Origin of the sequence: Streptomyces sp. SCUT-3 (assembly GCF_014083985.1) — a bacterium.
In the GTDB taxonomy this organism is placed as follows: Bacteria; Actinomycetota; Actinomycetes; order Streptomycetales; family Streptomycetaceae; genus Streptomyces_H; species Streptomyces_H thermolineatus.
In genome coordinates this window covers 4,002,981-4,028,565 of record NZ_CP046907.1, presented here as the reverse complement: position 1 = coordinate 4,028,565, position 25,585 = coordinate 4,002,981, and the positions used below count along the sequence as shown (strand labels likewise).

The window sequence follows — 25,585 nt, the reverse complement described above, 5'->3', positions numbered from 1 at the left end:
CACCATGACCACCCTGTTCGACACCGTCCTGGTCGCCAACCGCGGCGAGATCGCCGTCCGCGTCGTGCGCACCCTGCGCCGCCTGGGGATCCGCTCGGTCGCCGTGTACAGCGACGCCGACGCCCGCGCCCGGCACGTCGCCGAGGCCGACACCGCGGTGCGCATCGGCCCGCCGGCCGCCTCCGGCTCCTACCTGTCCGCCGAGCGGATCGTCGAGGCGGCCCTGCGCACCGGAGCGCAGGCCGTCCACCCCGGCTACGGCTTCCTCGCCGAGAACGCCGCGTTCGCCCGGGCCTGCGCCGACGCCGGCCTGGTCTTCGTCGGCCCCCCGGCCTCCGCCGTGGAGCTGATGGGCGACAAGATCCGCGCCAAGGAGACCGTGAAGGCCGCCGGGGTGCCGGTGGTGCCCGGCAGCAGCGGCTCCGGGCTGACCGACGCGCAACTGGTCGCCGCCGCCGAGGAGATCGGCGTGCCCGTGCTGCTCAAGCCGTCCGCGGGCGGCGGCGGCAAGGGCATGCGGCTGGTGCGCGACCTGGCCGCCCTCCCCGAGGAGATCGCCGCCGCCCGCCGCGAGGCCCGCGGCTCCTTCGGCGACGACACCCTGCTGCTGGAGCGGTGGATCGACCGGCCCCGGCACATCGAGATCCAGGTCCTGGCCGACGCCCACGGCGGCGTGATCCACCTCGGCGAGCGCGAGTGCAGCCTGCAGCGGCGCCACCAGAAGCTGATCGAGGAGGCGCCCTCGCCGCTGCTGGACGCGGCCACCCGCGCCGCGATGGGCGAGGCCGCCGTGCGCGCCGCCCGCTCCTGCGGCTACACCGGCGCCGGGACGGTGGAGTTCATCGTCCCCGGCGACGACCCGTCGTCGTACTTCTTCATGGAGATGAACACCCGGCTGCAGGTGGAGCACCCGGTGACCGAGATGGTCACCGGCCTGGACCTGGTCGAGTGGCAGATCCGCACCGCCGCCGGGGAGCACCTGCCCCTCGCCCAGGAGGACGTCGCCCTCGACGGGCACGCGGTCGAGGCGCGGATCTGCGCCGAGACCGTGTCGGTCACGGCCGGCTCCCCCGCCTTCCTGCCGTCCGGCGGCAGCGTGCTGCTGCTGCGCGAGCCGGACGGCGAGGGGTGCGCACCGACTCCGGCCTGGCGCAGGGCACCGAGGTCGGCAGCCTGTACGACCCGATGCTGTCCAAGGTGATCGCGCACGGCCCGGACCGGGCCACCGCGCTGCGCCGGCTGCGGGCCGCGCTCGCCGGGACCGTCACGCTCGGGGTGCCGACCAACGCCGGTTTCCTGCGCCGCCTCCTGGCCGACCCGGACGTGGTCGCCGGCCGCCTGGACACCGGCCTGGTCGAGCGCGTGGCCGCCGGCCTCGTCCCCGACGGCGTGCCCGACGAGGTGTACGCCGCCGCGGCCCTGCTGGACCTGGCCGGCGACCCGGAGCCGACGGCGGCGGACTCCACCGGCCGCGGTGCCGCCCCCGGCTGGACCGACCCGTTCTCCGTGCCCGGCGGCTGGCGGCTGGGCGGCGAGCCCGCCTGGACCGTGCACCGCTTCAAGGTGCCCGGCCGCGACCCGGTCGAGGTCCGCACCTGCGGGCCGGTCGACGCCGCCGAGGTCCGCGTCGGCGACGCCCCGCCCGTCCCCGCCTCCCTGGCCGTCGGCCCCGACGGGCGGCCCGCCCTCGCCCTGGACGGCGTGGTGCACACCTTCCACCACCGCGCCGCGGCCGACGGCACCCGCTGGCTCGGCCGGGACGGCGACGGCTGGGCGCTCCAGCCGTACGACCCCGTCGAGGAGCTGCTGCGCGGCGGCGGCGCCTCCGCCTCCGGCGGCGCCCTGACCGCGCCCATGCCCGGCACCGTCACCGTGGTGAAGACCTCGGTCGGCGAGGAGGTCGTGGCCGGGCAGAGCCTGCTGGTGGTCGAGGCGATGAAGATGGAGCACGTCATCGCGGCCCCGCACGACGGCACCGTCACCGAACTGGACGTCACCCCCGGCAGCACCGTCGCCATGGACCAGGTGCTCGCCGTCGTCGCCCCGCGGGAGGACGCATGAGCACCGACGGCACCCTCCGCGCCGCCGGAACAGGCGGCACGGCCGACGCCGCCTGCGCGGCCGACGCCGGCGCGGCCGGGCAGGCCGGCCCCCTCGGCCTGGGGCTGCCCGCCGCCTTCCCCGACCCGTCCCTGCCCTCCCGGGTCCGCATCCACGAGGTCGGCCCCCGCGACGGGCTGCAGAACGAGAAGAAGCCGGTCCCCACCGGGGTCAAGGCCGAGTTCATCGCCCGCCTGGCCGACGCCGGGCTGCGCACCGTGGAGGCCACCAGCTTCGTGCGCCCCGAGTGGGTGCCCCAGCTGGCCGACGCCGAGGCGCTGATGCCCCTGCTGGAGCCGGTCCGCGCCCGCCACGGCGGGCCGGTGGGCGGGGGCGACGGCTCCGGCGGTGACGGCCGCCACGGCGGGCTGCGGCTGCCGGTGCTCGTGCCCAACGCCCGCGGCCTGGACCGGGCCCTGGCCCTGGGCGTCACCGACGTCGCGGTCTTCGCCAGCGCCACCGAGACCTTCGCCCGCCGCAACCTCAACCGCACGGTGGACGAGTCCCTGGCGATGTTCGAGCCGGTGGTCTCCCGGGCCCGCGGGGCGGGGCTGGGCGTGCGCGGCTACCTGTCGATGTGCTTCGGCGACCCCTGGGAGGGCCGGGTCCCGGTCGACCAGGTGGTCTCCGTCGCCCGCCGCCTGCACGACATGGGCTGCACCGAGCTGAGCCTGGGCGACACGATCGGCGTCGCCACCCCCGGCCACGTCACCGTCCTGCTGGACGCCCTGACCGGCGCCGGGGTGCCCGTGGAGCGGCTCGCCGTGCACTTCCACGACACCTACGGCCAGGCCCTGTCCAACACCCTGGCCGCCCTGCGCTCGGGCGTCACCGTCGTGGACGCCTCCGCCGGCGGCCTGGGCGGCTGCCCGTACGCGAAGAGCGCCACCGGCAACCTCGCCACCGAGGACCTGGTGTGGATGCTGAACGGCCTCGGCATCGACACCGGCGTCGACCTCGCCCGCCTCGCCGCCACGAGCGCGTGGATGGCCGGGCACCTGGGCCGCCCCAGCCCGTCCCGCACCGTCCGAGCCCTGACCCACCAGGAGTGACCGCCATGTCGATCGACCACCGTCTCCCCGCCGAGTACGAGGAACTGCGCAGCACCGTCGAGGCGTTCGCGCACGACGTGATCGCCCCCAAGATCGGCGAGTTCTACGAGAACCAGGAGTTCCCGTACGAGATCGTCCGCGAGATGGGCCGGATGGGCCTGTTCGGGCTGCCGTTCCCGGAGGAGTACGGCGGCATGGGCGGCGACTACTTCGCCCTGTGCCTGGCCCTGGAGGAGCTGGCCCGGGTCGACTCCTCGGTGGCCATCACCCTGGAGGCCGGGGTGTCGCTGGGCGCCATGCCGGTCTACCGCTTCGGCACCGAGGAGCAGAAGCGCGAGTGGCTGCCGAAGCTGTGCTCGGGCGAGATGCTGGGCGCCTTCGGCCTGACCGAGCCCGAGTGCGGCTCGGACGCGGGCGGCACCCGCACCACCGCCCGCCGCGACGGCGACGAGTGGGTGATCAACGGCACCAAGTGCTTCATCACCAACTCCGGCACCGACATCACCGGCCTGGTCACCGTCACCGCGGTCACCGGCCGCAAGCCGGACGGGCGTCCGCAGATCTCCTCGATCATCGTGCCCTCCGGAACCCCCGGCTTCACCGTGGCGCCCAAGTACTCCAAGGTCGGTTGGAACGCCTCCGACACCCGGGAGCTGTCCTTCTCCGACGTGCGGGTGCCGGTGGCCAACCTGCTCGGCGAGGAGGGCCGCGGGTACGCCCAGTTCCTCCGCATCCTGGACGAGGGCCGCATCGCGATCTCCGCGCTCGCCACCGGCCTGGCCCAGGGCTGTGTCGACGAGTCGGTGTCCTACGCGCACGAGCGGCACGCCTTCGGCCGGCCCATCGGCGCCAACCAGGCTATCCAGTTCAAGATCGCCGACATGGAGATGCGCGCCCACACCTCCCGGCTGGCCTGGCGGGACGCGGCCTCGCGGCTGCTGCACGGCGAGCCGTTCAAGAAGGAGGCAGCGCTGGCGAAGCTGTTCTCCTCGGAGAGCGCGGTGACCAACGCCCGCGAGGCCACCCAGGTCCACGGCGGCTACGGCTTCATGAACGAGTACCCGGTGGCCCGGATGTGGCGCGACTCCAAGATCCTGGAGATCGGCGAGGGCACCAGCGAGGTCCAGCGCATGCTGATCGCCCGCGAACTGGGCCTGCCCACCGGCTGACCCCGGCCGCACGGGCCGGGTCCGGGCCCCGGGCCCCGGGCCCCGCGCGGAACCGTGGTGGCGAACAGCAACGACACGCCGACAGCTCGTCGGCGTGTCGTTGCTGTTTCACGCCACGGTTTCCCGGGCCGCCCGGCGACCACCGGGCGGCCTTCCGTGCGGGATTCCACCGCCTTCGAACCGCTCCCTGCCCGATATCGGGCAGGAATCTTGAAAACCGCTCCCCTTCCCCAGCACCATCGTCCGGTGCCCGATCACCGACCTCTGCACGAGGACCTCCTGGACCACCTGGTCCGCACCACGCCGCTGCGCCGCGGCGAGGCGGCCCGGGTCGTGATGGACGTGCTCGCGTACTTCGACGAGAGCGCCGAGGACTTCGTCCGGCGACGCCACCGCGAGCTGCAGTCCGGGGGCCTGGCCAACGCCGCGATCTTCGAGCGGATCGCGGCCGAACTGCCCCACCGGGCAGTGGCCGCACCCGAGTTCTCGCTGCGCCAGCTCCGCCGCATCGTCTACGGCTGAGCCGCGCCGGACCCCGGGTGCACCGGGCCGCGCGCCCGGCGGACGGGCACCACCGACGACACCGAAGGGGACGTGACGCACCGTGTGCGGAATCGTGGGATACATCGGAAAGCGCGACGCCGCGCCGCTGCTGCTGGAGGGCCTGCAGCGACTGGAGTACCGGGGGTACGACTCCGCGGGCGTGGCGGTCGTGGGCCGCGGCGGCGCGCTGCGGACCGCCAAGTCGGCCGGCCGGGTGCGCGAGTTGCAGGCGCGCCTGCCGAAGCGCTTCGCCGGGACCACCGGAATCGCCCACACCCGGTGGGCCACGCACGGCACCCCCACCGACGAGAACGCCCACCCGCACCTGGACTCCTCGGGGCGGGTCGCGGTCGTCCACAACGGCATCATCGACAACGCCGCCGAGCTGCGGGCGCAACTGTCCGCCGAGGGAGTGGAGTTCGCCTCGGAGACCGACTCCGAGGTGCTCTCCCACCTGATCGGCCGCTCGGACGCCGCCACCCTGGAGGACCGGGTCCGGCAGGCCCTGGAGGCCGTCCGGGGCACCTACGGGATCGCCGTTCTGCACGCGGACTTCCCCGACCGGATCGTGGTGGCCCGCAACGGCAGCCCGGTCGTCCTCGGCATCGGCGAGCACGAGATGTTCGTGGCCTCCGACGTCGCCGCCCTGGTCCGCTTCACCCGCCAGGTGGTCACCCTGGAGGACGGCGAGACGGCGACCGTGCAGGCGTCGGGCCACCGCACCTGGAGCACCGCGGGGCCCGGCACCGCCAAGTCCCCCACCACGGTGGAGTGGGAGGAGGAGAACTACGACATCGGCGGTCACGCCCACTTCATGCACAAGGAGATCTGCGAGCAGCCCGAGGCGGGGACCGGGTGCTGCGCGGCCGGATCGACGACCGGTTCGCCACCGTCCGCCTCGGCGGGCTCAACCTGGACGCCCGCGAGGCGCGGGCGGTGCGCCGGGTGAAGATCCTGGGCTGCGGGTCCGCGTACTACGCCGGGCAGATCGGGGCGCAGATGATCGAGGAGCTGGCCCGGATCCCGGCCGACGCCGAGCCGGCGAGCGAGTTCCGCCACCGCAACCCGGTGGTGGACCCGGACACCCTGTACGTGGCGGTCAGCCAGTCCGGCGAGACCTACGACACCCTCGCCGCCGTCCAGGAGCTCAAGCGCAAGGGCGCCCGGGTCCTCGGCGTGGTGAACGTGGTCGGCAGCGCGGTGGCCCGGGAGACGGACGGCGGGATCTACCTGCACGCCGGCCCCGAGGTGTCAGTGGTGTCCACCAAGTGCTTCACCAACACCGCCGTCGCCCTCGCCCTGCTCGCGCTCCACCTGGGGCGGGTGCGGGACCTGTCGGTGGCCGACGGCCGCCGGATCCTGGCCGGCCTGCGCCGGCTGCCCGAGCAGATCGGGCAGGTCCTGGAGCAGGAGGAGGGGATCGCGGAGCTGGCCGCCGGTCTCGCGCGGGCGCGCAGTGCGATGTTCGTCGGGAGGGTGCGCGGCTACCCGGTGGCCCGGGAGGCGGCGCAGAAGCTCAAGGAGGTCTCCTACGTGCACGCCGAGGCGTACCCGGCCTCGGAGCTCAAGCACGGCCCGCTGGCGCTGATCGAGCCGGAGGTCCCGACGGTGGCGGTCGTGCCGGACGACGAACTGCTGGACAAGAACCGGGCGACGCTGGAGGAGATCGCCGCCCGCGGAGGCAGGATCCTGGCCGTGGCGCACCGGGTGCAGGAGACCGCCGAGCACACCGTGGTGGTGCCGAGGAACGAGCCGGAGCTGGACCCGGTCCTGCTGGGCGTGCCGCTCCAACTGCTGGCCTACCACACGGCGCTGGCCCTGGGCCGGGACGTCGACCGGCCGCGCAACCTGGCGAAGAGCGTCACCGTGGACTGAGCCGGCAGGCCGCCGCGCGCCCGGGCCCGCGCCGCCGGTGCGCGGCGGGGCTTCCGCGAGGCCGCCACGGCGTCAGGGGATGACGATCACCGGCCGCTGCGCGCGCCGGGCCAGGCGGCCGGCGACGGAGCCGAAGACCCTGCCGATGACGCCGTGGGTACCGCCGACGACGATGGCGTCGGCGCAGTACTCGCGGCCGACCTCCTCCAGTTCGTGGCAGATGTCGCCGCCCCGTTCGACGAGGATCCACGGCACCGGCCAGGTCGGCGCAGGCGAGTTCGAGGCCGATGACCTCGGTGCGGTGGTCGGGCACGTCGACGAAGACCGGGGGTTCGCAGCCCGCCCAGACCGTGGCGGGGAGGCGGTTGGCGACGTGGACGATGATCAGGGCGGAGCCGGTGCGGCGCGCCATGCCGACGGCGTAGGCCAGCGCCCGTTCGCTGGAGAGGGAGCCGTCGAAACCCACCACCACTCCGTGCCGGAAGGCGGGGTCGCAGGAGTCGTGCGGGCGTTCCGCCGCCGCCGGCTCGGCCGCCCAGTCGGCGAGCGGGTTGCGGTCGATGGGGTCGGAATCTCGTGACCGGCCATGGGATGTCTCGAGTGCGGGCCTCAGCTGTCGTGTGCAGGAAGGGTGCAACGGGACGGAGCGGTGCGGGGCACCCCCAGGGAGGCCGGGAATCGCCTTCTCCCGCTACTACCCCCAGGGTACGGCGGCACTCCTTTCTCGCCAGGCATCGGCCGCGGTGCGCGGTGTGCGCCAAGTGTTCACCGGAGCATGCCGGAGGCGGCCCGGTCGTGCAATACGTCCAGGGTCGTCGCGCACCGTGACGGCCGGAGGAAACGGTGGGCCGGTTTTCGCCACTCGCCGCCCCGGCCGGGCGGTGCGGGACGGGGGCGCACCGGGGCGCACCGCAGCAGAACCGCCGCGCACCGGCACAACAGCCCCTGCGTGCACCCGCGTCACATTATTTTTCGGCCAACTTGGCATGCGCGCAGCCCTGCTCCGGGGGGCCGCCGTCCGCCCCGCGACCAGCGCAAACGGCCGGTGCGAAACCCGGGGACCCGGGTGCGGGGGCGGATGTGCCCCAGGCACACTTCACACAGCGGCCCGCCGGTGCAACGCTTCGTGATCGAATGCTTCACGCCAAGTTGCATGCGACTAACGCCGGGGCCGAACGTCCGCCCGAGACCAGCGAAACGGCGGGGAAACGGGACCGGGCATGGGCGGGTTGCCCGGACACTTCACACAGCGGCCCGCCGGTGCAACGCTTCGTGATCGAATGCTTCACGCCAAGTGCCATGTCGACATAACGCCGGGTTGCCGAACTTGTCACACCAGCCCAAGAGACACAGTAGATTCGATCTTGGGTACCACGGCGGGGAGAACGTGCAGAACCGAACGGACATGCGCCGGGTTGCCCGGAGTGCGACTTAACGGCGCCGGAGGACGCGAGGACCGAGGGGGGCTTGAGTGCCATGAGCCAGGAGTCCAGGCCCGGCGGGGCGACCGCCGGGTGGCCGGCGGCGGCTGCTTCCCCCGAGCAGGGGGGGCCGGCCGGCCGTTCGCCGTCCCCGGGGCCGGGCCGGAGCGGCCGCAGGCTCCTCGAACTGACCGCCCCGCACGGCCTGGAGGCCGTCGCCAAGGCGGGCACCGTCGTCGTGCCCGCCTGGCGGTCCATCAGCCGCCCGCCGCCCCCGGCCGCCCTGCACGCGCTGCGGCGCGCCCACGAGGAGGGCGCCCGGATCATCGGCTGTGCACCGGGGCCTTCGTGCTCGCCGCCGCCGGCCTGCTCGACGGCCGCCCCGCCACCACCCACTGGATGTACGCGCCGACGCTCGCCAAGCGCTACCCCTCGGTGCACGTCGACCCCCGCGAACTGTTCGTCGACGGGGACGTCCTCACCTCGGCCGGCACCGCCGCCGGCATCGACCTGTGCCTGCACGTGGTGCGCACCGACCACGGCGCGGACGCGGCCAACGCGCTCGCCCGCCGCCTGGTCGTGCCGCCGCGCCGCGCCGGGGGCGGCCAGGAGCGCTACCTGGACCGGTCCTTACCCGAGGAGATGGGCGGCGACCCGCTCGCCGAGGTCGTCGCCTGGGCCCTGGAGCACCTCCACGAGCAGTTCGACGTGGAGGCGCTGGCCGCGCGCGCCTACATGAGCCGGCGGACCTTCGACCGCCGGTTCCGCTCGCTGACCGGCAGCGCCCCGCTGCAGTGGCTGATCACCAGCGGGTGCTCCAGGCGCAGCGGCTGCTGGAGACCTCGGACTACTCGGTGGACGAGGTCGCCGGGCGCTGCGGCTTCCGCTCGCCGGTGGCGCGCGCCCCCACTTCCGGAGGCAGTTGGGCTCCTCCCCCGCCGCCTACCGGGCGGCCTACCGCGCCCGCAGGCCGGACGGGGGTCAGGGCGGCAGGGTCCCGGGCCCGTCGGCCCCCCACGGCGACCGCACGGCGGGCCCCGCGGTGTCCGGCCCGGGCTCCTCCGGCGGCAGCGGCCATGGCCCGGCCGGCGGCGAACCGGGCAGGCCCGACTCCGACCTGTACGCCTCGGCCAGGGTCCCGGAGCAGTCCTCGCAGCGCCCCGACGCCGACGGCCCCGGCCGGCAGCCCCGGACAGGGCGCGGCGGCGCGGCCGGGCGCGGCCCGGCCGGGAGCGGGCGCGGCCCGGGGGTGCCCGGTCAGCGGAATCGCCCCTTAGGGTGAGACGCATGAACGACCGGATGGTCTGGATCGACTGCGAGATGACGGGGCTGTCGCTCACCGACGACGCCCTGGTGGAGGTGGCCGCGCGGGTCACCGACTCCGAGCTGAACGTCCTCGGGGAGGGGGTGGACATCGTGATCCGCCCCCTGCCGAGGCCCTGGACTGCATGCCGGACGTGGTGCGCGAGATGCACACCGCCTCCGGGCTGCTGGACGAGCTCGAGCACGGGACGACTCTGGCCGAGGCCCAGAAGCTGGTGCTCGACCACGTGCGCGAGCACGTGCCCGAGCCCCGCAAGGCCCCGCTGTGCGGGAACTCGGTGGGCACCGACCGCGGCTTCCTCGCCCGCGACATGCCCGAGCTCGAGCAGTACCTGCACTACCGGATCGTGGACGTCTCCTCGGTCAAGGAGCTGGCACGCCGCTGGTACCCGCGCGCCTACTACAACAGCCCCCAGAAGGCCGGGAACCACCGGGCGCTCGCCGACATCCGCGAGAGCATCGCCGAGCTGCGGTACTACCGCGAGGCGGTCTTCGTGCCCCCGCCCGGGCCGGACGGCGACACCGCCCGCGCCATCGCGGCCCGGCACGTGCTGCCCCCTTCCTGACCCTTCGGGGCCGGGGTCCGGGAAACGGTGGCGCGAGCACCCTCCCGGACCCTGTATGCTTCTTCTGGCCGGTGCGAAACAGCACCGACACACGGTGGGTGTAGCTCAGCTGGTAGAGCACCTGGTTGTGGTCCAGGAAGTCGCGGGTTCAAGTCCCGTCACTCACCCTCATGGGGTCAGGCCCCCGACCTGCGCAAGCGGTCGGGGGCCTGACGCATTCCCGGGTCGGATCCGGACGGTTGACCGGACGGCCGACCGGACGGTTGACCCGGAGGAGTGGGGCCCGGGCACGGAGCAGGAGCCGCGCCCGCCCGCCTCACGGCCCCGGCCGCCCTCCGCGGCACACTGCCACCGTGCTCCCGAACGACCACCCGGCCCGCGGCCCGGCGGCGCGCCGCACCCGGCGCTCCCCGGCGGACCGACGCGGCGTCACGCGCCGCCCGCACGCCCCTGCTCCCTCTCTCCCTGGCCGCCGCGGCCGCCCTGGCCGTCCTGGCCGCCCTGGCAGCTCCGGCAGCTCCGGCCGCCGCCCCCGCCCGGACCGCTTCCGCCGACCCGGGCCGGCGGTGGCCGCCCGGAGCCCCCGGACGGCGGCTGCACGCGCTCCGTGCCGTTCTCCTCCGGCAGCCACGGCTACTTCACCTTCCGCATCCCCGCCGTGGTGCAGGTGCCCGCCTCCGCCTCCCCCGACGGCCGGCCGGTCCTGGTCGCCCTCGCAGAAGGCCGCAGGGACTCCGCCGCGGACGACGGGGACATCGACCTGGTCTCCCGCCGGTCCTTCGACGGCGGATGCACCTGGGGCCGCTGAAGACCGTCGACGACGCCGGCGGCGACACCGTCGGCAACCCCGCCCCGGTCGTCGACCCGGCCTCCGGAGACGTCGTGCTGCTGACCTGCCGCACCGTCGGGGACGTCACCAAGCAGCAGATCCTGCGCGGCCCCGCGGCGGCGGCCGGGCCAGGCGGGTGTACCTGCAGCGCAGCACGGACGCGGGCGCCACCTGGTCCGCGCCCCGCGACCTGACCGCCCGGGTCAAGCCCGCCGGCTGGCGCTGGTACGCCACCGGCCCCGGGCACGCGGTCGCCCTGCGGCACGGGCCCTTCGCCGGGCGGCTGGTCGCCCCCGCCAACCACAGCACCCTGCGCACCGGCCCCGGCGGGGACACCGCCTCCGCATGGGGCGGCGCGCACTCGCTCCACAGCGACGACGGCGGCCGGACGTGGGCCGTCGGCTGGACCGACCAGCCGCCCGGCGAGGAGCTGCACCTGAGCGAGACCACCGTGGCCGATCTGCCCTCCGGGACGCTCTACGTCAACGCGCGCAACCACCACGGCACCTCGCCCGCGACCCGCGCCGACGCCCGCAGCCCCGACGGCGGGCTGACGCTGGCCGCCCCGTTCCGGCCGCAGCCGGAGCTGGCCGGGCCGGTCGTCCAGGGCAGCGTCCTGCAGCCGGTCGTCCCCGGCGGCGCCGCGCCGCTGCTGTACTCGGGCCCCACCCACCCCGCCAGGCGCCTGGCCATGGCCCTGCGGGCCAGCGACGACGGGGGGCGGACCTGGCGGGAGGCGCTGCGGCTCTCCCCCGACCCCGCGGGCTACTCCGACCTGGTCCAGCTGGACCCCGCCACCGTCGGCCTGCTGTACGAGACCGGCCCGTCCGGCTCCCACGACACGATCACCTTCGCCCGCATCCCCCTGGCCTCCCTGCGCTGACCCCGGCACACAACCGGGCGGGGACGGCCGGGCACCGGGACGGCCGGCCGCGGGCCGGGGCGGGGCCCTGCGCCGGGCTCAGGCGGAGTCGCGCAGCACCAGTTCGGTGTCCAGCACGACGTGCCGGCGTTCCCCGCCCGGTTCGGCGATCTGCTCCAGCAGCAGGCGGGCCATGGTCCTGCCCATCTCCTCGACCGGCTGCCGGACGCTGGTCAGCGGCGGGTCGGTGTGCCGGGCGACGATGGAGTCGTCGAACCCGACCACCGCCACGTCCTCGGGGACCCTGCGCCCGTGCTCGCGGAGCACCTGCAGGGCCCCGGCCGCCATCACGTCCGAGGCGGCGAAGACCCCGTCCAGGTCCGGGCGCCGCTCCAGCAGGGCCCGCATCGCCTCCCGGCCGCCCTCCTCGGTGAAGTCCGCGGTGGCGACCAGGTCGTCCTCGGGCTCGGCCCCCCCGGCGCGCAGGGCCTCGCTCCAGCCCTGGAGGCGGGCGTGGCCGACGTCCATGTCCAGCGGGCCGGTGATGGTGGCGACGTTGCGGCAGCCCCGCTCCAGCAGGTGCCGCACGGCGCGGACGGCGCCGCCGACGTTGTCGGGGTGGACGTGGGTCAGCGGCTCGGTCCCGGAGCGGCGGCCGGCCAGTACCGCCGGGATCTCGATCCTCTCCAGCAGTTCGGCCAGCCGGTCGTCGCGGTGCACGGCGACCAGCAGCACCCCGTCGACGCGGTGCGAGGTCAGGTAGCCGGCCAGCCGTTCGCGCTCGCGGGCGTTGCGGACCAGTATCAGCAGCAGCTGCATGTCGGTGTCGGCGAGCTCCGCGCTGACACCGCGGATGATCGCGGTGAAGTAGGGCTCGGCGACCAGCCGGCTCTCCGACTCGGGGATGACCAGGGCGACGGAGTCGGTGCGGCTGGTCACCAGGGTGCGCGCGGCGCGGTTGGGGACGTAGCCGAGTTCGGCGATCGCGGCCTGGACCGCGGCCCGGGCCTGGTCGCTGACCCGGGGCGACCCGTTGACCACCCGGGAGACCGTTCCCCGCCCCACGCCGGCGCGCTGCGCGACCGCCTCGAGCGTCGGCCGTCCGGTGCGCCGCCCATTCGTGCCCATGGCCTGTTCCCTTCGGTCGTGCCTGTTCCGCATGCGGCATTGTGCCGGTATTCCCGTGCCGGTGTCCGGGGCGCAACCGGAGGGGCGCCCTCCAGGACACGCTCCGGCAACGGAGCCCACGCACGTCTTGACAGCGCCCGTCCGGAGCGGCGAACCTTCCGACAACCACCGGGTGGGAGCGCTCCCACTCCCGTGATCGTACACGCCCGACCCGCACCGCACCTGTCCGTGAGCCGCGCGCGACGCCGCCCGGTGCGCCGTCGTCGCGCAAGGAGGATGCAATGCCCACTGCCCGCACTCGCTTCCGCACCAGAGTCGCGGCCGCCACCGCGGCCGCCCTCTCCCTCGCCCTCGTCGCGGGATGCGGCGGTGACAGCACCGGGGCCGCGTCGAAGGACGGCAAGGTCACCATCACCATGGGCCTGTTCGGCGTCATGGGGCTCAAGGAGACGGGACTCCTCGAGAAGTACATGAAGGAGAACCCGAACGTCACCATCAAGGCCGACATCGCCGCCGACGAGCAGACCTACTACGGCGCGCTGCAGACCAGACTCGCCGCGGGCAGCGGCCTGAAGGACATCCAGGGCATCGAGGTCAACCGCGCCCGCGAACTGGCCGACACCCTCGCCCCGCGCTTCGTCGACCTCGGCGAGGAGGAGGGCACCGACCACTTCCTGCCCTGGAAGGCCGGCCAGGTCACCTCCAAGGACGGCAAGGTCATCGGCCTGGGCACTGACATCGGCCCGATGGCGGTCTGCTACCGCAAGGACATGTTCGAGAAGGCCGGCCTGCCCACCGACCGCGAGAAGGTCGCCGAGCTGTGGAAGGGCGACTGGAAGAAGTACGTCGAGGTCGGCAAGGACTTCAAGAAGAACTACGAGGGCGGGAAGAAGGTCGCCTACATGGACAGCTCCACCGGCCTGTTCAACGCCCAGATCTACGGCAACTCCGAGTACTTCTACGGCAAGGACGGCGAGCTGGTCTACCGGGACAGCCCGGTGGTCAAGGAGGCGTGGGACACCGCCGTCGACGCCGCGCAGTCCGGACTGACCGCCGAGCTGCGCCAGTTCCAGGACGGCTGGGACCCGGGACTGTCCAACAGCACCTTCGCCACCACCGTCTGCCCCGCCTGGATGCTCGCCCACATCAGCGAGAAGGCCGGCGAGGCCAACAAGGGCAAGTGGGACGTCGCCGAGGCCCCCAAGGGCGCCAACTGGGGCGGCTCGTTCCTGGGCGTCATGGAGACCAGCCCGGTCAAGGAGGAGGCGGTCAAGCTGGTCAAGTGGCTGACCGCCCCCGAGCAGCAGGAGCACGTCTTCGCCGAGATCGGCAACTTCCCCTCGTCGAGGACCGCGCTGGAGTCGGACACCGTGAAGAACGCGAAGTCCGCGTACTTCAGCGACGCGCCGATCGGCGAGATCTTCGGGAAGGCCGCCGCCGAGATCCCCGGCGACCAGGTGCTCGGCCCGAAGGACGGCACGATCAAGGACACCTTCTCGCAGGGCCTGCAGCTGGTGGAGTCGCAGGGCAAGAGCCCGGCCGAGGCGTGGCGGACCACCGACGAGCGGATCCGCAAGGCCGTCGGCTGACGGCGCCCCGCCCTCTCCCGCCGCACCCGCTCCTCCCGCCGCACCCCGCTCCGACGGCCGCCCCTCGTACGGCGGCGGCCGCCGGAGCCGCCCGCGCGCACCTCCGCCCGACCGCCCGACCGCCCGAGGGAAGGAAGCCCGACGTGGCCACCTCCGCCCTGGCCCCCGCCGGCCGCCAGTCACGGCGCGCCCTGCTGCACCGGCTGGACCTGAAGGCCGCCCCCTACGCCTACGTGGCCCCGTTCTTCGTCGTCTTCGCGGCGTTCAGCTTCTACCCGCTGGTCCACACCTCGTGGATCTCGCTCAACGAGGTGAACCTGCTGACGCTGGACGACAAGACCTGGGTGGGCCTCGACAACTACACCGCCCTGCTGAAGGACGCCCAGTTCTGGAACGCGCTGGCCAACACTTTCACCATCGGCGTCATCTCCACCGTGCCGCAGCTGCTGATGGCGCTCGGCCTGGCCCACCTGCTGAACTACAAACTGCGCGGCTCGCTGTTCTTCCGGGTCGCCTCCATCACCCCGTACGCCACCTCGATCGGGGCCGCGGCGCTGGTGTTCACCATGCTCTTCGAGCGCGACTTCGGGATGATCAACTGGTTCCTGGGGATCTTCGGGGTCGAGAACATCGACTGGGAGGCGCAGAAGTGGCCCGCCCAGCTCGCCATCTCCTCCATCGTGGTCTGGCGCTGGACCGGCTACAACGCCCTGCTGTACCTGGCCGCCATGCAGGCCGTGCCCAAGGACCTCTACGAGGCCGCGGCGATCGACGGCGCCTCGCGCTGGCAGCAGTTCACGAAGGTGACGGTCCCCGGCATCCGCGCCACGGTCGTCTTCACCGTCGTGCTGTCCACCATCGGCGCCACCCAGCTGTTCGGCGAGCCGCTGATCTTCGGCAAGGGGCCGAACGGCGTCTCCGGCGGCGCGGACAACCAGTACCAGACCCTGGGCCTGCTGCTGTACCAGGAGGGCTGGCGGAACTTCCGGATGGGCCAGGCCGCCGCCGTGGCCTGGGCGATGTTCCTCCTCCTCGTCCTGATCCTCGTCCTGCAGCGCGTGCTCGCCTCCCTGGCGTCGCGCGCGTCCTCGCCCCAGGGAGGCCGGCGATGACCACCGAAGCCGTACCCGCAGTGCGGCCGGCCACCACCCCCGGCAAGGCCGGCAGGGCCGGCGGGACCGGGAGGTCCGGCGGGACCGGGAGGTCCGGCGGGGGCACCTCCGGCGCCGGGCGCGTGGCCCGGGCCCTGCGCCCGGGCGCGGGACGCCAGCTGCACGGCGGCCCCGTCGCCTACCTGCTGCTCGGCGTCGCCTCGCTGCTGTCGCTGTTCCCCATCTACTACACGCTGGTGGCGGCCTCGCGCACCAGCGGCGAGGTGACGAACACCCCGCCGCCGCTGGTCCCCGGCCCCAACCTGTTCACCAACCTGGGCAAGGCCTGGGAGCAGGCGAACATGGGCACGGCGATGATCAACAGCATGATCGTGGCCGGGTCCATCGCGACCTGCACGGTGCTCTTCGCGACCCTGGCCGGCTTCGCCTTCGCCAAGCTGCGCTTCACCGGCCGCAACGTCCTGCTGATGCTGGTGATCGGCACGATGATGATCCCGCCCCAGCTGGGCGTGGTGCCGCTGTTCATGATGATGGCCGACCTGGGCCTGGGGCAGAAGCTGCCCTCCGTCATCTTCCCGACGCTGGTCAGCGCGGTCGGCGTGTTCTTCATGCGGCAGTACCTGGCGGAGGCCCTGCCCGACGAGCTGATCGAGGCCGGGCGGGTCGACGGCGCGCACAGCCTGCGGATCTTCCGGAGCATCGTGCTGCCGGTGTGCAGGCCCCCGATGGCCGTGCTGTTCATGATCACCTTCGTCCAGGCGTGGAACGACTTCTTCTGGCCCTACATCGCGCTGGACACGACCAACCCCACCATCCCGGTCGCCCTCACCGAGCTGAGCACCGGCTACGTCCCCGACATGTCCGTCGTCATGGCCGGCGCCCTGCTGGGCACCCTCCCCCTGCTGGTGATGTTCGTCGTCTTCGGCCGCCAGATCGTCGGCGGCATCATGCAGGGCGCCGTGAAGGGCTGACCTCCTCCCCTCCCCCTCCCCGAACCTTCCTCCCGATCCTTCCGCACGTCCTTGGAGGACCCGCGTGGCCATCACCTACGACACCCCCTCGGCACGGCCGCACACCGGCAACGGCCTCGTCTTCCCGACCGGATTCCTCTGGGGGGCGGCGACCGCCGCCTACCAGGTGGAGGGCGCGGTGGCCGAGGACGGCCGCACCCCGTCCATCTGGGACACCTTCTCCCGCACCCCCGGGAAGGTCCGCAACGGCGACACCGGCGACACGGCCGTCGACCACTACCACCGCATGCCCGAGGACGTCGCCCTGATGGCCGGACTCGGCCTGGGCGCCTACCGCTTCTCCGTCTCCTGGCCCCGGGTCCAGCCCACCGGGCGCGGCCCCGCCGTGCAGAAGGGCCTGGACTTCTACCGGCGGCTCACCGACGAACTGCTGGACAAGGGGATCCAGCCCGTCGTCACCCTCTACCACTGGGACCTCCCCCAGCACCTGGAGGACGCCGGCGGCTGGCCCGAGCGCGCCACCGCCCAGCGCTTCGCCGAGTACGCGGGCATCGTGGCCGGCGCGCTGGGCGACCGGGTGAAGCTGTGGACGACCCTCAACGAGCCGTGGTGCAGCGCGTTCCTCGGCTACGGCTCGGGGGTGCACGCCCCCGGCCGCACCGAGCCGGCCGCCACCCTGCGCGCCGCGCACCACCTCAACCTCGCGCACGGCCTGGGCGTGCAGGCGCTGCGGGCCGCGCTGCCCTCCTCCGCGCGGACGTCCGTCTCCCTGAACCTCCACCACGTGCGGCCCCTCACCGACAGCCCGCAGGACCTGGACGCCGCCCGCCGCATCGACGCGATCGCCAACCGGGTCTTCACCGGCCCGATGCTGCGGGGCGCCTACCCGGAGGACCTGCAGGCCGACACCGCGCACGTCGACGACTGGTCCTTCGTGCGCGACGGCGACCTCGCACAGATCCACCAGCCCCTGGACGCCCTGGGCGTCAACTACTACTCGCCCACCCTGGTCTCCGCCTCCGGGTCCGGCACCGACACCGGGGCCGACGGGCACGGCGCCAGCGACCACAGCCCCTGGACGGGCGCGGACGACGTGGCGTTCCACCGCACGCCGGGCGGGACCACGGCGATGGGCTGGACGATCGACCCGGGCGGCCTGGAGGAGCTGCTGCTGCGGGTGCACGCGGACTTCCCCGGCCTGCCGCTGTACATCACGGAGAACGGCGCGGCGTTCGACGACTACGTCAACCCCGAGGGGGAGGTGCGCGACCCCGAGCGCATCGAGTACCTGCGCGGCCACCTGGCCGCCGCACACCGGGCGATCGGGGCGGGCGTGGACCTGCGCGGCTACTTCCAGTGGTCGCTGCTGGACAACTTCGAGTGGGCCTACGGGTACGGCAGGCGCTTCGGCGCCGTGTACGTGGACTACGCGACCCAGACCCGCATCCCCAAGGCCAGCGCCCACTGGTACTCCCGGGTCGCCCGCAGCGGCATCGTGCCCCTCGAGGGGTGACCCGCCCCGGGCCCGGGCCGGGGGCCGGGCCGGGGGCCGGGCCGGGGGCCGGGAGTCGTACCGGGGCCGGCCGCCGGGCCGGGCGGTCCGGCGGCGGGACGTCAGCCGAAGACCCCGTCGGGCGGGGGCGGCGACGGCCGGGCGGTCGCGTCGGTGACGGGTGCCGCGCCGCCGGTGAATCCGGCCAGGGCACGCCCGTGCTCGACCCGGCAGGGCGCGGGGTCGCCGGCCGTGCGGCGGGCCAGTTCCCCGACCGGCAGCGGCCCGTCCCCGGCCACCAGCACCAGGTTGCCGAAGCGCCTGCCGCGCAGCACCGCGGGGTCGGCGGCCAGGCAGACCTCGGGGAAGACGGCCAGGGCGGTGGCGACCTGGGCGCGGGCGAACGCCAGCGCTCCGCCGTCGGTGAGGTTGGCGGCGTAGAGGCCGCCGGGCCGCAGGACGCGCGCGGCCTCGGCGAGGTACTCGGTGCTCGTCAGGTGGGCGGGGGTGCGCGCGCCCCCGAAGACGTCGGAGACGACCAGGTCCGCGGAGTCGTCGGGGAGCCCGGCGAGCCCGGCCCGGGCGTCCCCGCCGCGGACCCGGATCTGCCAGGTGCGCTCCAGCGGCAGGTGCTCGCGGACCAGCCGGACCAGCCCGGCGTCCAGCTCCACGACCTGCTGGCGCGAGCGCGGCCGGGTGGCGGCGACGTAGCGGGCCAGCGTCAGCGCTCCCCCGCCCAGGTGCACGGCCCGCAGCGGACGGCCCGCAGGGGCCGCCAGGTCGGCGACGTGGCCGAGGATCCGCTGGTAGGCGAAGTCCAGGCGCGTGGGGTCGTCGAGGTCGACGTGCGACTGGGGCGCGCCGTCCACCAGGACGGTCCAGGCCCTGGGCCGGTCGCGGTCCGGGCGCAGTTCGGCGAGGCCGGAGTCCACCGGGTGGGTGACCGCTTCGGCCCCGGCCCGGCGTCGTCCCGCACTTCTGTTCGCATTCCTCGCCATGCGGCCAGTATCGCCCGCGGCGGGCGGGGCGTTGCCGCGGGGCGCCGCGGGGGCCGCGGGTCGCCGTGGGGCGGGGTCAGCCGCGGGCGGCGAGGGAGCCGTCGGCCGCGGCCAGGGTGCGCTGCGCCTCGCCGAGCGCCTCGTGCAGCACGGCCGGGTCCGTGTGCCGGCCGGCGGTGCTGCGCGGGGGCAGCAGCCAGCCGTCCGCGGACCGGGCGCGCACCCCGGAGCGCGTGCAGGAGACGCCGGGGAGGTCCCATCCGCAGGCGGCGCCCGGGGGCACCAGGAAGCCGAGCGTCCCGGCGGCCCGGTCGTGCAGGACCGGGCCCACCCCGGTGCGCAGCCGCATGATGTCGACCGCCTCCAGGCCCTGCCGGACGGGCACGGTCACCACGTCGCAGGAGGGGGTTCCGCCCTCCGCCCCGTGCCGTACGATGCCGCCTGTCCTCGTGCGCGCCGCGCGCGATCCGTCGTCCGTCCGCACTGGGCCGTCCTCCCAACATTCAGCGGCGCCGGCGCGCCGCGCTTCTGCCGGTACGTCCAGCACAACGCGCGGGACCGTCAACGGCCACGGGGCGGTTCGCTGCGAGGAGTGGCATTTCATAGCAGATCGCGGGCGAGAGATCCGGTTTGTCTGGAAAACCGGGCCGGACGTGCAGTTCCAGCGGGTACGGTCGTCCCGCCGTCGGCACATCCGCAGGCGGCGCAGCTCCACCCAGCAGGCACGGCCGAGGGGATGCCGGTCACCATGGCGCCTTCGCGAGCACCCAGCGCACCCAACACCACCTTCCGGCGGCTGCGCGGCAGCCTGTCTCCCGGGGAGTTCGCCGCCGCGGTGCGCCGCGCGGCGAGGGAGATAGGGGAGCAGGTCTCGTGCGACGCCCGCTACATCGGGCGGGTGGAGGCCGGGGAGATCCGCTGCCCCAACTACGCCTACGAACGGGTCTTCAGGCACATGTTCCCCGGCAGGACGCTGGAGGACCTGGGTTTCGCCCCCCGGCACAGCGTGCGGGGGCGCAGGTCCCGGCCCCTGTCGGAGGGGGAGCCCGAGAACTGCCCTTCCGGGCACCGGAACGAGAACGACGAGGAGAGCGACGTGCTGCGTCGCGCATTCATGGCAGGGGGCTCCGTGGCGATCGCCTCGGCGCTCGCCCTGGGGCCCCGCCCGGCCCGGGCAGCCGGGCACGGCACCGGCACCGGTGCGTCGGACGTGCCGGACGTGCCGGACGTGCCGGCGGGCGGGGGCCGCGGAGTCGGTACCGCCGAGGTCCGGGCGGTCGAGGAGTCCGTGCGCGGCATCCGGCTGCTGGACGACCAGTACGGTGCCGACGCCATCTACCGGCGGGCCGGGCACATCCTGCGCGTCGCCCACGGGCTGCTCGACGAGCAGCCCGGCTCCGCCGCCGTGGCCGACCGGCTGCACGCCGGGGCCGGCGAACTGGCCATCACGGTGGGCTGGCTGGCCCACGACTCGGGCCGCCTGGCCGAGGCCCGCGCGCACTACGCGGAGGCCCTGGCGACCGCCCGGTTGTCGGACGACCCGGCCCTGGAGGCGCACGCCTTCTGCAACACGGCCTTCCTGGCGCGGGACGCGGGACGCCCCCGCGAGGCGGTGCGGGCGGCGCAGGCCGCCCGCCGGGCCGCGCGGCAGGTCCCCTCGGCGCGGCTGCAGTCGCTGCTGGCGCTGCGCGAGGCGGGCGGCTGGGCGGGGCTGGGCGACCGGACGGCGTGCGAGGGCGCGCTGAACCGGGCGCACGCCCTGTTCGGCCGCGGCACCTGCGACGACGACCCCGAGTGGATGTCGTTCTTCGGCGAGGCCGAGCTGTACGGGCTGCAGGCCCAGTGCTGGGCGGCGCTCGGCGAGCACGCGCGCGCCGCCGGGTACGCCCGCCGGGCGGTGGAGCTCCAGGACCCCCACTTCGGTCGCAACATCGCCCTGTTCACCGCCGAACTGGTCGTCGACCTGGTGGGCGCCGGGTGCGTGGACGAGGCCGCCCACCAGGCGGAGGAGGCGCTGCTGCTGATGGACCGGGTCCGCTCCTCGCGCATCCGCGGCATGCTGGACGACGCCGCCCGCGGGCTGCGCGGGCACCGCGGCAATCCGGCCGCCGCCGCCTTCCTGGAGCACTACGCGCAGGCCCGCGCGGACCGGGCCGGGGCGGTCTGACCGGGCGTCAACCGGCCGTGTCCCGGGCGCCGCAGGACTGCGGCGCCCGGGACGCCACCGCACGATTGTCGGTGGGGGATGCGACACTGCGGCAGGTGAGTCCCTACCCCGACAGCACGGCCCCCGCGGTACCGGCCCCGGCGACGGCGCCGGCACCGCTCAGGGCCCGGCTCGCCGAACTCCGCGGGCCGGTCGCACCGCGCCCCCTGGACGCCCGCGCGCTCGCCGCCCTCGCCACGAACCCCGGATGCAGACGGCGCGCGATACTCGACGCCGCCGGGGTCGACAAGTCCGCGGTCGCGTCGCGGATCGGCCGTCCGGCGCCCTTCGGCCAGTCGCAGTTCGCCATCGCCCGCGGCCACGCCTTCGAGGCCCGGGTCACGGCGGACCGGTGCGCGGAGCTGCTGCGCCTGCTGGGCGAGCGGCTGGGCGTGCCGGTGACCGGGGAGGTGGACCTGCCCGACCTGGACGCCGCGGGCCCGGCCGGGCGCACCGAGCGCACCCGCCTGGCGCTGGCGGAGGCGACGGCGGCCGGCCGCTGGGCGCTGCTGGAGCACCCGATGCTGCGGCTGGACGTGGCGGGCTCGCCGGTCCACCTGGAGCCGGACGCCGTGGTGGTCCACCCCGACGGCACCTGGACCGTGGTGGAGGTCAAGTCGTTCCCGATCCTGGACGGTTCGGCCGATCCGTCCAAGGTGGGCGCGGCGGCGCGCCAGGCGGCCGTGTACGTCCTGGCCCTGGAGGAGGCGGCCCGGAGCACCGGCCGCGGCCGGCCGGGCGGGACCGTCCTGCTGGTCTGCCCGCGGGACTTCTCCAACCTGCCCACCGCCTCCCCGGTGGACGTGCGCAAGCAGCTCTCGGTGACCAGGCGCCAACTGGCGCGTCTCACCCGCATCGAGGAGATCGCCGCCGCCCTGCCCGAGGGCACCACCTTCGACCTGCGGCCGGCCGAGGACGGCAGGACGCCGACCCGGCCGCCGCGGGAACTTGCCGCGGCCGTGGACTCGGTGCCCGCCGCCTACTCCCCCGAGTGCCTGTCCACCTGCGAGTTGGCCTTCCACTGCCGGGAGCGGGCCCGGCAGTGCGGCGCGGTGCAGGCCCTGGGGCGCGCGGTGCGCGGGGAGCTGGGCGGGCTGACCACCGTGGAGCAGGTCCTGGCGGCGGCCCGCGGCCCGGTCGACCCGGACGACCCGGCGGCCCGCCGCCTGCACCGCGCCGCGCGGCTGCGCGCCGAGGCGCTGGCCGGGGCGCCGGCCGGGGCGGACCCCGCGGAACGGCCGGGCGCCGCGGAGCACGCCCCCAAAGGCGCCGCCGCACCGGGCGGCCGGGGCCGGGAGGCCGTCGCATGTCGCTGATGGCCACTCTGGCGCAGGCCGAGGCCGTGGCCGCCGGGCGGGCCCGCCCCCTGACGACGGTGCGCCACCGCCACCTGTCGCCCACCCCGATGGTGTTCGTGCCGCTGACCACCGCGGGCGAGACGGGCGCCCCCCTGGGGGCCATGGTCGGCGGGGCCCGGGACGACGCCTCACTGCTGGTGGTGCCCCAGCCCCGCGACCGCGACCTGCGCTTCGCCTTCCTGGCGGGCCTGGCGGAGCGGATGCTGCCCTACCTGGAGGGGTTCGCGGACGACGTCGACACGGAGCTCCGCAAGGAGACCGACCCGGTCACCGGCAAGCGGACCGAGGTCGAGGTGGAGCTGTGCCGGGACGCCCCCCAGGTGATCGTCCCCAGCGGCTCGGGCGTGGAGTACGTGCGGCTGCTGGGCCGGTCGACGCGCTTCCGGCGCACCGCCGAGGACGACCCCGACGAACCGCACCCGGTGCCGGCTCGGGTGCCCCTGCTGGGCCGCTGGCTCACCCACCTGGGCGAGCGCGCGCTGACCCCGGGCTCCTCGCTGCTGCTGTCCATGACCGGACTGCTGTCCCGCCACTGGGCCACCGGCCAGAGCGGCCTGGAGGACCAGCACCTGGGGGCGCTGCTGGCCTGGATCGACCCGCCGGGCGGCACGGACGGCGCGGAGGCGGCGGCCGCGGCCGAACTGGCCCGGCGCCCGGACGGGCTGCTGGTGTGCCCGCCGGCCGGCCCGGCCACCGACCCGGAGTTCGACAACAAGCACCTCGCCCCCGCGATGGGCCGCTACGACGCGGCCCGGTCCGCCGGGGACGCCGCCGCGCGGAGGCGGGCGGCCGAGGAGGTCGAGGAACTGGTGCGCGGCCAGCTGGAGCCGACCTGGCACCGGGTGTGGGACGGCCTGGAACTGCTGCGCGCGCTGCCCGCCGGGCGGCGGGTGGAGGAGCGGTGGCGGCGCGACCGCTGGTCGTACACCATGCACCGGGACCGGCTGCGGGCCGGCGAGCCCCCGCAGCCCCGGGTCGACGACGCGGTCACCGCCGCGCAGAAGCTGTCGTCCCGGGAGACGGCCCAGGTGCGGCTGGACGCGCAGGAGGCGCTGGACGACCCGCTGGTGATGGCCGGGCGGCGCCTCGCCGGCGAGGCCTTCGCCGGGGTGGTGGACGCGGTGGAGATGACGTACTCGGAGGGGCGGGCGCCCCGGCCCCGCCCCCTGGTCACCGTGGTGACCGACGACGAGCCCTACCTGGACGCGGACGCGAAGCTGTACCGGGCGCTCGGCGAGCGCACCCAGGAGGCGCAGCTGGTCTCGGTGGAACCGGGCGTGCGGGGAGGGCCGGGGCGGATCGTGGTGCGGCTGGTGAACGGAATGGGGCGGGGCAAGGTGCCCGAGGAGGGTTCGGTGCCGGTGGAGGGCGAGCGGGTGTGCTTCACCGCGTTCGAGCACAACCCGCGCGGCGGGCCGGGACTGCCCGACCCCGAGTCGACGCCGTGGACGCACGGCGGCCCGCCGGCCGCCGCGCAGGGCGCACTGCCCGACCAGGGCACGCGGACGGCCGAGGGCACGGGCGCGGCCGAGGGCACGGGCGCGGCCGAGGGCACGGGCGCCGGGGAGGACGGCCGGTGACCGCCGCACGCCCGCCCGCCGCCGCGTCCCCCTCCGCACCGGCCTCGCCCACCGCACAGGCCGCCGGGGGCGGGGCGGATCCGGCCGCCGCCGCGGCGCTGGCCACCGCGCGGATCCTGCACGACACCCTGCACGGCGCCCACCGCGGGGTCGTGGTGGACTCCCCGCCGGGTGCCGGCAAGTCCACCCTGGTCGTCCGCGCGGCGCGCGAGCTGGTCGCCGCCGGGGAGCAGCTGATGATCGTGGCGCAGACCAACGCACAGGTGGACGACCTGGCGGACCGGCTGGCCACCGCCGACCCGGAGCTGCCGGTCGGCCGGCTGCACAGCACCGACGGCGCGCCGGACCCGGTCCTGGAGCGGCACCCGTCGGTGCTGAAGTCGGCGAGGGTCTCCGACCTGCTGGGCCAGAAGGTGGTGATCGCGACCGCCGCCAAGTGGGCGTTCGTGAAGAACGCCGAGCCGTGGCGGTACGCGATCGTGGACGAGGCGTACCAGATGCGGTCGGACGCGCTGCTGGCCGTGGCCGGGCTGTTCGAACGGGCGCTGTTCGTCGGCGACCCGGGGCAGCTGGACCCGTTCAGCGTGGTGGGCGCGGAGCAGTGGGCGGGGCTGGGCCACGACCCGTCGGCCAGCGCGGTGGTGACGCTGCTGGCGCACAACCCGGGGCTGCCCCAGCACCGGTTGCCGGTCTCCTGGCGGCTGCCCGCCTCGGCCGCGCCCCTGGTGTCCGAGGCCTTCTACCCCTACACCCCGTTCCGTTCGGGAACAGGCGAGGGCGAGCGGCGGTTGTCCTTCTCCGCGGCCTCGGACGGCTCCGGCCCCGACCGGGTGCTGGACGTGGCCGCCGAGTCGGGCTGGGGGCTGCTGGAGCTGCCCGCCCGGCACACCCCGCGGACCGACCCCGAGGCGGTCGCCGCGGTGGCGCAGGTGGTGCGGCGGCTGCTGGAGCGCAGGGGCTCGACGGTCTCCGAGAAGGGGCGCGCGGCGCTGACGGCGGACCGGATCGCGGTGGGCACGGCCCACCGGGACCAGGCCGCGGCGGTGCGCGCCGCGCTGGCCGGCACGGAGGCCGCGGGGGTGGCGGTGGACACCGCCAACCGGCTGCAGGGCCGGGAGTTCGACGTCACCGTCGTGCTGCACCCGTTGTCCGGGCGGCCGGACGCGACCGCGTTCCACCTGGAGACCGGGCGGCTGTGCGTGCTGGCCTCCCGGCACCGCAACGCCTGCATCGTGGTGTGCCGGGAGGGGGTGGCCGAGCTGCTGGACGAGCATCCCTCGACCGAGCCGGTGCAGCTGGGGGTGACGGTGAAGTTCCCGGACGGCTGGGAGGCGAACCACACGGTGCTGGCGCACCTGGCCCGGCACCGGGTCCCGCACCGGCCCTGAGCACCGGGCCCGCACGGCACGCT

17 protein-coding genes, 1 tRNA gene and 5 pseudogenes are annotated in these 25,585 nt (G+C 75.1%); 19 read left to right on the top strand and 4 right to left on the bottom strand.

Translation table 11 applies throughout. The features are described from left to right. The first annotated feature begins 4 nt into the window (after window positions 1-4). From GQS52_RS17845 to glmS, 5 genes and pseudogenes are all read left to right on the top strand, one after another. Window positions 5-2,061, top strand: a pseudogene (locus GQS52_RS17845) (biotin carboxylase N-terminal domain-containing protein). Beyond that, on the top strand, window positions 2,058-3,152 hold the full coding sequence (locus GQS52_RS17840; protein ID WP_182314371.1) for a hydroxymethylglutaryl-CoA lyase: 1,095 nt from the start codon (window positions 2,058-2,060) through the stop codon (window positions 3,150-3,152). The pseudogene GQS52_RS17845 and the gene GQS52_RS17840 overlap by 4 nt, the downstream one beginning before the upstream one ends. A 5-nt stretch (window positions 3,153-3,157) precedes the next feature. After that, complete coding sequence (locus GQS52_RS17835) at window positions 3,158-4,321, top strand: acyl-CoA dehydrogenase family protein (RefSeq protein ID WP_182314370.1); 1,164 nt, start codon at window positions 3,158-3,160, stop codon at window positions 4,319-4,321. A 246-nt stretch (window positions 4,322-4,567) separates the two neighbouring features. After that, window positions 4,568-4,843 (top strand): hypothetical protein, encoded by a 276-nt coding sequence (locus GQS52_RS17830; protein WP_182314369.1) that lies wholly within the window; start codon window positions 4,568-4,570, stop codon window positions 4,841-4,843. Window positions 4,844-4,925: 82 nt separating this feature from the next. Next, window positions 4,926-6,739: pseudogene (gene glmS, locus GQS52_RS17825) on the top strand (glutamine--fructose-6-phosphate transaminase (isomerizing)). A gap of 72 nt (window positions 6,740-6,811) precedes the next feature. Here the strand turns inward: glmS and GQS52_RS17820 are convergent. Further along, a pseudogene (locus GQS52_RS17820) lies at window positions 6,812-7,327 on the bottom strand (universal stress protein). 1,014 nt (window positions 7,328-8,341) lie between these two features. Here GQS52_RS17820 and GQS52_RS17815 point away from each other — a divergent pair. The 6 genes and pseudogenes from GQS52_RS17815 to GQS52_RS17800 all read left to right on the top strand — a co-directional run. Beyond that, window positions 8,342-9,442 (top strand): annotated as a pseudogene (locus tag GQS52_RS17815) (helix-turn-helix domain-containing protein); the annotation flags it as partial. A gap of 5 nt (window positions 9,443-9,447) precedes the next feature. After that, window positions 9,448-10,049, top strand: a pseudogene (orn, locus tag GQS52_RS17810) (oligoribonuclease). A 94-nt stretch (window positions 10,050-10,143) separates the two neighbouring features. Further along, window positions 10,144-10,216, top strand: a tRNA-His gene (locus tag GQS52_RS17805). 440 nt (window positions 10,217-10,656) lie between these two features. Next, a complete protein-coding gene (locus GQS52_RS28445) occupies window positions 10,657-10,857 on the top strand; it encodes a sialidase family protein (protein ID WP_346268249.1) in 201 nt (66 codons plus the stop codon). After that, a complete protein-coding gene (locus GQS52_RS28440) occupies window positions 10,839-11,072 on the top strand; it encodes a hypothetical protein (protein ID WP_346268248.1) in 234 nt (77 codons plus the stop codon). Before GQS52_RS28445 ends, GQS52_RS28440 begins: the two co-directional genes overlap by 19 nt. Further along, window positions 11,015-11,761 (top strand): sialidase family protein, encoded by a 747-nt coding sequence (locus tag GQS52_RS17800; RefSeq protein ID WP_346268247.1) that lies wholly within the window; start codon window positions 11,015-11,017, stop codon window positions 11,759-11,761. The genes GQS52_RS28440 and GQS52_RS17800 overlap by 58 nt, the downstream gene beginning before the upstream one ends. A 78-nt stretch (window positions 11,762-11,839) precedes the next feature. On the opposite strand, the gene GQS52_RS17795 is transcribed toward GQS52_RS17800, so the two are convergent. Next, on the bottom strand, window positions 11,840-12,868 hold the full coding sequence (locus tag GQS52_RS17795) for a LacI family DNA-binding transcriptional regulator (RefSeq protein WP_182314368.1): 1,029 nt from the start codon (window positions 12,866-12,868) through the stop codon (window positions 11,840-11,842). 281 nt (window positions 12,869-13,149) lie between these two features. On the opposite strand from GQS52_RS17795, the gene GQS52_RS17790 reads away from it, so the two are divergent. The 4 genes from GQS52_RS17790 (at window position 13,150) to GQS52_RS17775 (ending at window position 18,053) form a co-directional block, all read left to right on the top strand. Continuing rightward, window positions 13,150-14,457, top strand: a complete 1,308-nt coding sequence (locus tag GQS52_RS17790) for an ABC transporter substrate-binding protein (protein WP_182314367.1) — start codon at window positions 13,150-13,152, stop codon at window positions 14,455-14,457. A gap of 143 nt (window positions 14,458-14,600) precedes the next feature. Further along, window positions 14,601-15,569, top strand: a complete 969-nt coding sequence (locus GQS52_RS17785; protein WP_182314366.1) for a sugar ABC transporter permease — start codon at window positions 14,601-14,603, stop codon at window positions 15,567-15,569. After that, entirely contained in the window at window positions 15,566-16,540 is a 975-nt protein-coding gene (locus GQS52_RS17780; protein ID WP_182314365.1) for a carbohydrate ABC transporter permease, read from the top strand. The genes GQS52_RS17785 and GQS52_RS17780 overlap by 4 nt, the downstream gene beginning before the upstream one ends. A gap of 70 nt (window positions 16,541-16,610) precedes the next feature. Further along, window positions 16,611-18,053, top strand: coding sequence for a GH1 family beta-glucosidase (locus tag GQS52_RS17775; RefSeq protein ID WP_182316537.1), 1,443 nt, complete (start codon window positions 16,611-16,613; stop codon window positions 18,051-18,053). A gap of 101 nt (window positions 18,054-18,154) precedes the next feature. On the opposite strand, the gene GQS52_RS17770 is transcribed toward GQS52_RS17775, so the two are convergent. Then, window positions 18,155-19,030 carry a fused MFS/spermidine synthase gene (locus GQS52_RS17770; protein WP_182314364.1) on the bottom strand — a complete coding sequence of 292 codons (876 nt, stop codon included), beginning with the start codon at window positions 19,028-19,030 and terminating at the stop codon, window positions 18,155-18,157. A 76-nt stretch (window positions 19,031-19,106) separates the two neighbouring features. Beyond that, window positions 19,107-19,466 (bottom strand): hypothetical protein, encoded by a 360-nt coding sequence (locus tag GQS52_RS17765; RefSeq protein ID WP_259371142.1) that lies wholly within the window; start codon window positions 19,464-19,466, stop codon window positions 19,107-19,109. A gap of 312 nt (window positions 19,467-19,778) precedes the next feature. On the opposite strand from GQS52_RS17765, the gene GQS52_RS17760 reads away from it, so the two are divergent. The 4 genes from GQS52_RS17760 to GQS52_RS17745 all read left to right on the top strand — a co-directional run bounded on the left by GQS52_RS17760 (window position 19,779) and on the right by GQS52_RS17745 (window position 25,562). Further along, window positions 19,779-21,197, top strand: coding sequence for a tetratricopeptide repeat protein (locus tag GQS52_RS17760; RefSeq protein ID WP_182314363.1), 1,419 nt, complete (start codon window positions 19,779-19,781; stop codon window positions 21,195-21,197). Window positions 21,198-21,403: 206 nt separating this feature from the next. Beyond that, window positions 21,404-22,552: a hypothetical protein gene (locus tag GQS52_RS17755; RefSeq protein ID WP_182316535.1), complete on the top strand. Its 1,149-nt coding sequence runs from the start codon at window positions 21,404-21,406 to the stop codon at window positions 22,550-22,552. Then, window positions 22,543-24,174 carry a hypothetical protein gene (locus tag GQS52_RS17750; protein WP_259370838.1) on the top strand — a complete coding sequence of 544 codons (1,632 nt, stop codon included), beginning with the start codon at window positions 22,543-22,545 and terminating at the stop codon, window positions 24,172-24,174. The genes GQS52_RS17755 and GQS52_RS17750 overlap by 10 nt, the downstream gene beginning before the upstream one ends. Window positions 24,175-24,272: 98 nt before the next feature. Then, window positions 24,273-25,562: an AAA domain-containing protein gene (locus GQS52_RS17745; protein ID WP_259371141.1), complete on the top strand. Its 1,290-nt coding sequence runs from the start codon at window positions 24,273-24,275 to the stop codon at window positions 25,560-25,562. Window positions 25,563-25,585: the final 23 nt, after the last annotated feature.